11 protein-coding genes and 1 pseudogene are annotated in these 10,168 nt (G+C 35.1%); 9 read left to right on the top strand and 3 right to left on the bottom strand.

Annotation, left to right across the window (positions count from 1 at the left end; genetic code table 11):
* The first annotated feature begins 358 nt into the window (after positions 1 to 358).
* The 4 genes from AAG068_RS05755 to aceA all read left to right on the top strand — a co-directional run bounded on the left by AAG068_RS05755 (position 359) and on the right by aceA (position 5,096).
* A complete protein-coding gene (locus AAG068_RS05755; protein WP_342718505.1) occupies positions 359 to 1,018 on the top strand; it encodes an S-layer homology domain-containing protein in 660 nt (219 codons plus the stop codon).
* Positions 1,019 to 1,356: 338 nt separating this feature from the next.
* The gene (locus AAG068_RS05760; protein ID WP_342718506.1) at positions 1,357 to 2,016 is read left to right on the top strand and encodes an S-layer homology domain-containing protein; all 660 of its coding nucleotides are present in this window, start codon (positions 1,357 to 1,359) and stop codon (positions 2,014 to 2,016) included.
* A gap of 189 nt (positions 2,017 to 2,205) precedes the next feature.
* Positions 2,206 to 3,795, top strand: a complete 1,590-nt coding sequence (aceB, locus tag AAG068_RS05765; protein ID WP_342718507.1) for a malate synthase A — start codon at positions 2,206 to 2,208, stop codon at positions 3,793 to 3,795.
* Between the two features lie 23 nt (positions 3,796 to 3,818).
* On the top strand, positions 3,819 to 5,096 hold the full coding sequence (aceA, locus tag AAG068_RS05770) for an isocitrate lyase (protein ID WP_342718508.1): 1,278 nt from the start codon (positions 3,819 to 3,821) through the stop codon (positions 5,094 to 5,096).
* A gap of 101 nt (positions 5,097 to 5,197) precedes the next feature.
* Here aceA and AAG068_RS05775 read toward each other — a convergent pair whose 3' ends face one another.
* The gene (locus AAG068_RS05775) at positions 5,198 to 5,989 is read right to left on the bottom strand and encodes a phosphotransferase (RefSeq protein ID WP_342718509.1); all 792 of its coding nucleotides are present in this window, start codon (positions 5,987 to 5,989) and stop codon (positions 5,198 to 5,200) included.
* A gap of 375 nt (positions 5,990 to 6,364) precedes the next feature.
* Between AAG068_RS05775 and cspA the strand changes: the two genes are divergently transcribed.
* A complete protein-coding gene (gene cspA, locus AAG068_RS05780; protein ID WP_000301523.1) occupies positions 6,365 to 6,568 on the top strand; it encodes an RNA chaperone/antiterminator CspA in 204 nt (67 codons plus the stop codon).
* A gap of 115 nt (positions 6,569 to 6,683) precedes the next feature.
* A pseudogene (locus tag AAG068_RS05785) lies at positions 6,684 to 6,851 on the top strand (IS5/IS1182 family transposase); the annotation flags it as partial.
* A 151-nt stretch (positions 6,852 to 7,002) separates the two neighbouring features.
* On the opposite strand, the gene AAG068_RS05790 reads toward AAG068_RS05785, so the two are convergent.
* Positions 7,003 to 7,215 carry a hypothetical protein gene (locus AAG068_RS05790; protein ID WP_342718510.1) on the bottom strand — a complete coding sequence of 71 codons (213 nt, stop codon included), beginning with the start codon at positions 7,213 to 7,215 and terminating at the stop codon, positions 7,003 to 7,005.
* Positions 7,216 to 7,523: 308 nt separating this feature from the next.
* On the bottom strand, positions 7,524 to 7,709 hold the full coding sequence (locus AAG068_RS05795) for a hypothetical protein (protein WP_342718511.1): 186 nt from the start codon (positions 7,707 to 7,709) through the stop codon (positions 7,524 to 7,526).
* A gap of 284 nt (positions 7,710 to 7,993) precedes the next feature.
* Here AAG068_RS05795 and AAG068_RS05800 point away from each other — a divergent pair, with 284 nt between their 5' ends.
* The 3 genes from AAG068_RS05800 to lepB all read left to right on the top strand — a co-directional run bounded on the left by AAG068_RS05800 (position 7,994) and on the right by lepB (position 10,097).
* Entirely contained in the window at positions 7,994 to 8,575 is a 582-nt protein-coding gene (locus tag AAG068_RS05800) for a competence protein ComK (RefSeq protein WP_342718512.1), read from the top strand.
* A gap of 308 nt (positions 8,576 to 8,883) precedes the next feature.
* Positions 8,884 to 9,477, top strand: a complete 594-nt coding sequence (locus AAG068_RS05805) for a TVP38/TMEM64 family protein (protein WP_000347517.1) — start codon at positions 8,884 to 8,886, stop codon at positions 9,475 to 9,477.
* 56 nt (positions 9,478 to 9,533) lie between these two features.
* A complete protein-coding gene (gene lepB, locus AAG068_RS05810) occupies positions 9,534 to 10,097 on the top strand; it encodes a signal peptidase I (RefSeq protein WP_342718517.1) in 564 nt (187 codons plus the stop codon).
* Positions 10,098 to 10,168 lie beyond the last annotated feature (71 nt).

The raw sequence follows: 10,168 nt of genomic DNA on the forward strand, positions 1-10,168 counted from the left end.
CTTTTATTAATAGATAGGTTAATATTGTCGTATGTTGTAGTTAAGTCGATATAATTGCATTTTTTGTCTAGAAAATGAACTCTTAAAATGTGAAGGATTTCTTTTAAAAAAAGTAGAATATTTATATTATAGAAACACCTTTACATGAATACAGGAAAGAAAATTGATTTGCGTACAATTCGGTATAAAAGTTGAAATCGAGAGCGAATTGGCTCTCCTTTAGTAGTGATTCTCACAATAATAGATTTTTTAAATGTAATATATTGCATAATGGCTGCGAAGGCAACATATGTAATATTGGAAAGGATTTCAGTCTATTATTTTCCATTTTTTTAATGGAAGTAAAGGGGAGAGGGCAATGAAGAAGAACATGTTACGTATAATGGCAACGGTAACTATTATGGGCGGCTTGTTTATAAGTACGAATGTTCCAAACGTAAAAGCAGAAGAATATCCAGAAATGATTGTGTTTGGTGATGTTCCAGTAAACCACTGGGCATATGACGATATAATGGACGTAGTATACAATAAAGTAATGTTAGGCTATGGAAATGGTAAGTTTGGTGTAGGAGATAATGTAACACGAGAACAAGTGGCTGCAGTACTCTATCGTACATTGAATTTGAAAAAAGAAGGACCTTTAAAAAATCCATACAAAGATATTTCTGAGAGGGCAACAATGTTTTTAGATGAAATTTTAGTATTAACAAAGCATGGTATTTTTGAAGGCGATGAAAAAGGGAATTTTAGACCAGCCGCACCAGTAACACGTGCAGAAATGGCGCAAATTCTTACGAAGGCATTTACATTTGAAGTGAAGAAGAACCATACATTTAAAGATGTACCAAATAATCATTGGGCAAAAAATGCGATTAGTGCACTGCAGTCTAATCATGTCATAGTAGGAACAGGAAATGGGAAATTTGAACCGGATAAAGTTGTAACACGAGAGCAATATGCAACGTTTTTAAATAAAGCTGTTTTTTATTTTCCAGTAAAAGATGAGGATTATGAATAAAAGTTAAAATATAAGGATATTTAAATTATATTAATATAATATATATCGAGAAAAAAGCGCGGGAATTCCACGCTTTTTTCTTATTTTAAATTATTTATAATTATATCGATTTGCTATTCGTAATTTAGTTTTTGGAATTTAGTGGATAAGAATAGATTGAATAAAGTAACTTTTTACTGTTTAAATATATGATTTAGTAACTTTATTATTAATAGAGTGTAAATAAAAGTATATGAAATATAGTTCGTAAATTAGACACAAATTACATAGGAATCGTATTGTTACGCTTCCATTAATTCTTTATATTAGAAAAAATATGTTTTTAGGGAGAGAATACTTTGAAGAAAAAAGTTTTAAAAGTAGCAACAGCTTTAACAATTATGGGTGGAGTAGCATTTAGTGCTGAAGGGACTACAGCAAAAGCTGAATTAGCTGCAAAGCCACAACAAGCAAGTCAAGCATTCTTTAAAGATGTACCAGCAGGACATTGGTCTTATGAAGCAATTCAAACTTTAGCAGAACAAGAAATTATGCTTGGTTATGGAAATGGTGTGTTCGGTTTTGGACATAACGTAACTCGTGAACAAGTAGCTGCTTTAATTTATCGCACAATGGATTTCAGTGAAGCATTTGAGGAAGGCGATATTCTTGAAAATCCATATAAAGATATTAATGAAAGATCAACAATGTTCTTAGAAGAAATTTTAGTATTAACAGAATTAGGTATCTTTAATGGTGATGGAACTGGGAACTTTAGACCGAAAGATACATTAACACGCGCAGAAATGGCTCAAGTGCTTACAGAAGCATATGAATTAGAAGTAAAAGAAACAAAAGGATTTAAAGATGTACCAAAAGGACATTGGGCAGAAAATGCGATTAATGCAGTAGGTTCAAATGGTATTTCAGTAGGAGATGGCAATGGTAACTTCGCTCCAAACATGAAAGTAACACGTGAACAATATGCACAGTTCTTATTTAAAACAATTTTTGAATAAATAATAGAAAAAGAAGCCGGTGTTGTATAACACTGGCTTCTTTTTTATGTGTAATGCCGGTGAAAGAATACAGTTTCGTAAAAAATCAATTAAATTTTCAAAAAAAACTTCCTTTTCTGAATATTTGTTATATAATATAAAACATAAAATCAAATCTGTTATAAAACAGTTTAAGAAGGGGATGCTAATATGTCGACGCAAACTTCACGGGTTACATTGCCCGGAGAAATGTTGCCAGCGTACAACGAAATATTGACACCTGAGGCGCTTAGTTTTTTGAAGGAACTACATGGAAATTTCAATGAGCGCCGCATAGAACTTTTACAAAAGCGTGCGGAGAAACAAAAGAGAATTGATGCAGGGGAGTTTCCGAAGTTTTTAGAAGAAACGAAGCACATACGTGAAGCGGATTGGACAATTGCCAAATTGCCAAAAGATTTAGAGGATCGCCGCGTAGAGATTACTGGACCAGTAGATAGAAAGATGGTTATTAATGCTTTAAATTCAGGAGCACATCTTTTTATGGCAGACTTTGAAGATTCGAATTCACCAACTTGGGAGAATACGATTGAAGGTCAAATAAACTTACGAGATGCAGTACAGGGAACGATTTCACATAAAAATGAAAACGGAAAAGAATATCATTTAAATAGTAAAACAGCTGTACTCATTGTGCGTCCAAGAGGATGGCATTTAGAGGAAAAACATATGCAAGTTGAAGGAAAGAATATGTCTGGTAGCTTAGTAGATTTCGGACTTTATTTTTTTCATAATGCGAAAGCTCTTTTAGCAAAAGAAAGTGGTCCATACTTTTACTTACCGAAAATGGAAAGTCATTTAGAGGCAAGGTTATGGAATGATGTGTTCGTATTTGCTCAAAAATATATCGGTATTCCAAACGGAACAATCAAAGCAACGGTGTTATTGGAAACGATTCACGCTTCGTTTGAAATGGATGAAATTTTGTATGAGCTTAAAGACCATTCTGCTGGGTTAAATTGCGGAAGATGGGATTATATTTTCAGTTTTTTAAAGAGTTTCCGTAATCATAATGAATTTTTACTTCCAGATAGAGCGCAAGTCACGATGACGGCGCCGTTTATGCGCGCGTATTCTTTGAAAGTCATTCAAACGTGTCACCGTCGTAATGCACCAGCTATTGGAGGAATGGCGGCACAAATTCCAATTAAAAACAATCCAGAAGCGAATGAAGCAGCTTTTGAAAAAGTGCGTGCGGATAAAGAGCGCGAAGCTTTAGATGGTCATGATGGGACTTGGGTTGCCCACCCGGGACTTGTACCAGTCGCGATGGAAGTATTTAATCACATTATGAAAACACCGAATCAAATTTTTAGAAAACGTGAAGAAATACATGTTACAGAAAAGGATTTATTAGAAGTACCAGTGGGAACGATTACAGAAGAGGGATTTCGCCTAAATATTAGCGTAGGTATTCAATATATTGCATCTTGGTTAAGCGGACGGGGAGCGGCACCAATTTATAACTTAATGGAAGATGCGGCAACAGCGGAAATTTCTAGGGCACAAGTATGGCAATGGATTCGCCATGAAGGTGGAAAATTAAATGATGGCCGTAATATTACACTTGAATTAATGGAAGAGCTAAAAGAAGAAGAGTTAGCAAAAATAGAAAGAGAGATTGGTAAGGAAGCCTTTAAGAAAGGGAGATTCCAAGAGGCGACAACGTTATTTACAAATCTCGTTCGGGATGATGAATTCGTACCATTTTTAACATTACCGGGTTATGAAATTTTATAAAAAATGAAAAGGGGATGGAATAAATGAAAAACGAAAGAATCGAGAAATTACAAGAGAGCTGGGAATTAGATACGCGTTGGAAAGGGATCACACGTCCATATTCGGCAGAAGATGTAATTCGCCTGCGCGGATCAATTGATATTGAGCATACATTAGCGCGCTGCGGTGCTGAAAAGCTTTGGGCGTCGCTTCATACGGAAGATTATATTAACGCACTTGGCGCATTAACAGGAAACCAAGCGATGCAGCAAGTAAAAGCTGGGTTAAAAGCAATTTATTTAAGTGGATGGCAAGTAGCAGCTGATGCGAACCTTTCTGGACATATGTATCCAGACCAAAGTTTATATCCAGCGAACAGCGTACCTGCTGTAGTAAAACGAATTAATCAAACGCTGCAACGTGCGGATCAAATCCAGCATATGGAAGGAAGCGGTGATACAGATTATTTCGTACCGATTGTAGCAGATGCAGAAGCTGGATTTGGCGGACAATTAAACGTATTTGAACTAATGAAAGGTATGATTGAAGCAGGTGCATCAGGTGTGCACTTTGAAGATCAATTATCTTCAGAGAAAAAATGTGGGCATTTAGGCGGAAAAGTATTACTACCGACGCAAACAGCGGTACGTAATTTAATTTCGGCACGTCTTGCGGCTGACGTAATGGGAGTGCCGACAATTATCGTTGCAAGAACAGACGCGGATGCAGCTGATTTAATTACGAGCGATATTGATCCAGTTGATAAAGCGTTTATTACAGGAGAAAGAACACCAGAAGGATTTTATCGTACGAAGGCGGGTCTTGATCAAGCAATTGCACGTGGTTTAGCATACGCTCCTTATGCAGACCTCGTTTGGTGTGAGACGTCTGAACCCAATTTAGAAGATGCCAAACGATTTGCGGACGCAATTCATAAAGAACATCCAGGGAAATTGCTTGCATACAACTGCTCACCTTCATTTAACTGGAAACAAAAACTAGATGAAAAAACAATCGCGAGCTTCCAAAAAGAAATCGCATCTTACGGCTATAAATTCCAGTTCGTAACACTTGCTGGATTCCACTCATTAAACTACGGCATGTTTGAATTAGCACGTGGCTATAAAGAGCGCGGTATGGCAGCATACTCTGAACTGCAACAAGCAGAATTCGCAGCAGAAAAGCACGGATACTCTGCAACTCGTCACCAACGCGAAGTAGGAACAGGTTACTTTGATGAAGTAGCACAAGTTATTACAGGTGGTACTTCGTCAACGACAGCGTTAAAAGGATCTACAGAAGAAGCACAATTTACGAAATAAAAGGAAGGGGCCCCTTTTTGAAGGGTGCCCCTTATTATTTTTTGAAAGATTCGAGGAGTAAATGAAAATATATCGACTTACCGACAAAAAAGACAATAGGATTAAATCCACTCAGCTCTATGATCACGAATAAACTTCATATCTTTTTCATAATGCTCTAAATGTCCTTCATCAATCATTCTTTGGAAATTCACATCGCCTTCTTGCGCTTTTCTTTTCATATACGTACATAACGCTTCTAGGCGTAGCAGCACCATACCTACGTAATCTTCGTTCATACTTTTCCCATAGGACTGGACAAATAATTTCACTCTTTCTTTCGTACGATTGGCATGTTGTACCGATTCATAATGAACTGCCTCGCCCGATTCTGTATAATACACTCTACTTAAAGGTACACAAGTATAAAGCGTATAAGCGATATCCCAAATTCTTGGGCCAGGAGCAGCAACATCGAAATCAATAATGCCTACTGGTTTCTCGTTATTAAAAATAATGTTATATATGGCAAAATCGTTATGGCATACAACCTCCATGTTATTTGGAGTAAGGTCCATCGGTTTCCAATCATCTACTAACGGAAAATCACTTACCGCATCATGGTACAGGCGAAGCATCCTTGCGATTTCTTTTAAAACATCGTTAGACCGCATATATTCTTTTAACGGATAATTTCCAGCTTCTCCTTCAATAAAGGATAAAATCTCTCTATCTTTTTCATCTACCCCTAAAAACTTTGGAGCGTGATGAAATCCTTTCTTTTCTAAGTGTTGTAATAATTGATGAATTTGTGCGCTGCCAGGCTTTAATTCTCGCCGAACAGTATTTTCAGAACGATATACATTTGAGACGTTTCCCCTGGTAAGCTTTTCTTCGTTTGTATAGTTTGACATATAATCCCCTCCAATATCGCGACCACGTGATTATATTGTAACACCTCAGAACAAGGGGTGTAATCGCATTCAAATGATGTATGTGTTTGTTTTATAGTGAATTCTCCACGTGTTAAAATCAAATATTTACGAATGTACAATCAATTTAATTTGTCAGTTATTTTCAAAAAAGATTGTACATTTCATTTTAATGTGCTATGATAATGTCAGTTGAATAGTTAAATTAAGCAATCCATATGTTATCAAGTGCCGAAAACGAACGAGAAAAAGTATGTGAGAACTAGTTTATGTTTCGTATTTGATAATGTGTGGATTCTTTTTTTAGATAGGAAAACTAAAAAAATAAAATGTGTATTTTCTTAGGAGGAAATAATTATGGCAGTAACAGGACAAGTAAAATGGTTTAACAACGAAAAAGGATTCGGTTTCATCGAAGTTCCAGGCGGAAACGACGTATTCGTACACTTCTCTGCAATCGAAACTGACGGTTTCAAATCTCTAGAAGAAGGTCAAAAAGTTAGCTTTGAAATCGAAGACGGTAACCGTGGACCTCAAGCTAAAAACGTAATCAAACTATAATTTTATAGTTGATGATAGAAAAAAGGATGGCAGCTGCCATCCTTTTTTTATGTTGTGGAGAAAGTCTTTCCATCTCTTTTTTATGTCAAAATTGATGGGAAAGGAGAGATTTCTTATGATGGAGGTATTCAAAAATCATCGGGATGAACGCGTATCAGTTTCTATAGAAGAATTAGTTCTGCAGAACCATTTTCTACGTACGATTGAAGTAACAATTCGTTTTGAGTTCATTGAAGAAAAAATACGTCCTTATAACTGTGAAAATAATGTTCTTCCTTTTATCATTCACATTAACGGGCAGTTGGTTTCTCTTCTCAAAATTCGGTGGGAGACGAACTGTTTGTTAACACCCAATTGTTGAGGACTGATTAAAGTTTCACTTTATAACTGAGAAAGTATTAAGTTTATTTGTTCTTAATTTTTTTCTTTACAATTCATTGTTTATTTGTTGTTCTGTCTACATCCGAAATGGGTAAATCTGCGCCATATAGGCTTTGAGTAACATCTTTTTTGTTAGTATTGTTGTTAGAATTTTGTTCGTCTTGAGATGACGTTTCTAACATTTGTTCTTGCTCTTTACTAGGGGTATTCAGAGCATCTGTTGGGACGCTATTAATCTGTTGGCTTAATAGACTTTTTTTCTCCATATTATACAGCTCCTTTTTGGAATTAGATAAAAAATTAATGTAATCATAAATAATTACTTACATATTTTGTGTTTTGAAATGGAATTCTATACAAAACTTATATTGTAGATTTAACGAATTAAAAAGTTGCTAGTGATGTATAAAGTTGAAGTTCTTAATAAAAATGGGTAACACGTACAAGTACTTTTTAACGTAGTGGATAATTTTTAATCATTTTTTTTGTATGTAGTAATATTAAAAAGGGGATATAAGGACACTCGGAAGAAAATAGGAAGAAGAGTAAAAGGCTTTCCAAAATGGAAGGCCTTTTACTCTTCTTTTTCAACTCTTTTTTTCGCGCATTTCTTACATTCAACGCATTTTGATTTTCGAAAAGGCTTTGCAAAAAATAATAGAATGAAAAATAAAGCGAATATAATGCTAGCCGAGTTTTTCACGATTACGATGTTGTTATTTTTCATGTGAATCGTTGGTTGCATTTCTTTTTCTTCCATAGTGGACCTCCATATATTGGATTTTCCTTTTCATTATAGCAAAGTTAATTGTTGTAATGATGCGAAATGAGGAAGTAGTTGTAAATATTTATAGGTAGTATAAAGACATTTTGTATAGCTCATTTCTTTTTAAATTGCTATATTTTTATTTAATAATTTGAAAGATATTTGACAAATGATAAAGTATTGTAAAAAAGCGGAATCTGTAAGGCATTTCCTTTTCATAGATGCTAAAATTATATATGCAGCTGCTAATATAAATGGAAAAAAGGAGACAGTAGAATATGGAAAGTAAAGTAGAACGCTATGTCGAAAACTATGTGGTAAATAAAAATACAATGGCCTTACTTCCTGTTATTCTAAGTGAGAAGAAAATTGTTACACGAGTTGTTGAAATGGAAGATTCCTTTTTCGTATTTCAAAAGCCCCTAGATATTATAGAAAGAAGTTGCCGCAAGCATGGTTCTAGTTTCTTAGGCAGAAAAGAAGGAACGAAAGAGTTAACTCATATTACACATAAAGCACCGATTGCGATTAGTCCGACAGATCAACTTTATTTTTTTCCCACTTATTCATACTCTAGAAAAGAGTGTGCTTGGTTGTCTCATTTTTATATTGAAAGTAATAAAGAGTCAAAAGATGGAAATGTTATTATTAGATTTATAAATGGTTTTGCTGTGAAATTAGAAATATCAAAAAGTAGTTTTGAAAATCAACTAAATCGTATGGCAAAATTGCGTACTGAATATGAAGATCGTAGGAAAAAACAAGGGAATCCTTGTTTTAAAGAGATTGATAAAACTGAAGAATCTAGATTAAAACCAGCATACGAGAAAGTATATTTTGTGAAAGAAGAGGAAGTGTAAGAGGATGGGGGAAAATCCCCATCTTTTTTATTTGTCAGTTTTTATCGGTAAGTCGATATATTCGCGAAATCGCCGGTATAATTTCACTGACCGAGGAATTTGCTACCAAAACAAAAGGATCAATTCTAAAGCCGCGAAACGTCCTGTCGAATATTGATAGATTATCATAGCATAATAATGAAGGAATTCTAATGAAAGATATGGAAACTTAATAATTACATCTCCATATGTCGTATCTACCATTTCCTCTTTCATATAAGCGATGATACAGTAGAGGTAGTACTTAGAGTAAAGGGGTAAAGTGTAGAATGGATTTTCAGACAATCAAAGAGTATTTTTCACCAGAAAATATGGATCATATTGTTGAAAGTTATAAAGCGTTCGGACCACTGCTTGGTATTGGTTTACCGATGATAGAAGCGTTGATTCCAGCATTGCCACTCATCGTATTTGTACTGGCGAATGCTGTTGCATTTGGATTTTGGCTCGGTTTTCTTTATTCTTGGCTTGGATCAGTAATGGGTGCCTTGCTTGTCTTTTTCATTATCCGCCATTTTGGCCGCAGTCGTTTCTTTTCTTTTGTAAATAAGCATGAGAGAGTACGGAAGGCAATGGGATGGATTGAAAGGAAAGGGTTCGCACCGATTTTCGTCATATTTTGTTTTCCGTTTACACCGTCTGCGCTTATAAACGTTGTTGCTGGTTTATCACGCATTAGTGTAAAACAGTTTGGCCTTGCGCTCGCGTTCGGAAAGCTTGTGATGATTTTTATTTTAACGTATATCGGTCATGATTTAATGTCATTTATTCATAATCCGGTGAAATCAGTCATTGTAGCAATTGGCATTTTTATTTTATGGTATGTCGGTAAGAAAATCGAAGTAAAATTAGAACTACATTAAGAATAGTCTTCTTTGTAAAGGAAAGCTTCATTATTAAAGGATAAGGGGAGAAGCGGATGAAGAAAACTTTGAAAAAAGAAGGCATAGAGTGGATACGAACAATTTTAATTGGTGTATTATTAGCTGTATTTTTTCGAACGTTTTTCTTTTCAACGTACGTTGTAGAGGGGAAGTCAATGATGCCGACATTGCAAGATGGCAATATGCTCGTTGTAAATAAGGTGAGTTATCAAGTGGGGGACTTGAATAGGTTTGATGTTGTTGTGTTTCATGCGAATAAAAAAGAGGACTACGTAAAAAGAATTATCGGTTTACCTGGAGATCAAATTGAATATAAGCATGATAAACTATATATAAACGGACAATTCGTGGATGAACCTTATTTAGAGAAATATAAGAAAGAGATAAATGGACGACAACTAACAGGTGACTTTACGCTAGAAGAGTTAACGAAGGAAAAAATGGTGCCACCTGGATATATTTTTGTAGTAGGTGATAACCGGCTCGGGAGCTGGGATAGTAGACACTTTGGATTTGTAAAAGCTGATACAGTTGTCGGTAAAGTTGATTTACGATATTGGCCAATTCAAGAGGTGCAAACGAATTTTTCAAAAGGTTGATATAATAGATAGAAGTATAGAAAAAGGCAAACTACTCCGTTTGTCTTTTTTCGTGTCCTATAATACAATTA

It is taken from the genome of Bacillus paramycoides (assembly GCF_038971285.1).
Taxonomy (GTDB): domain Bacteria; phylum Bacillota; class Bacilli; order Bacillales; family Bacillaceae_G; genus Bacillus_A.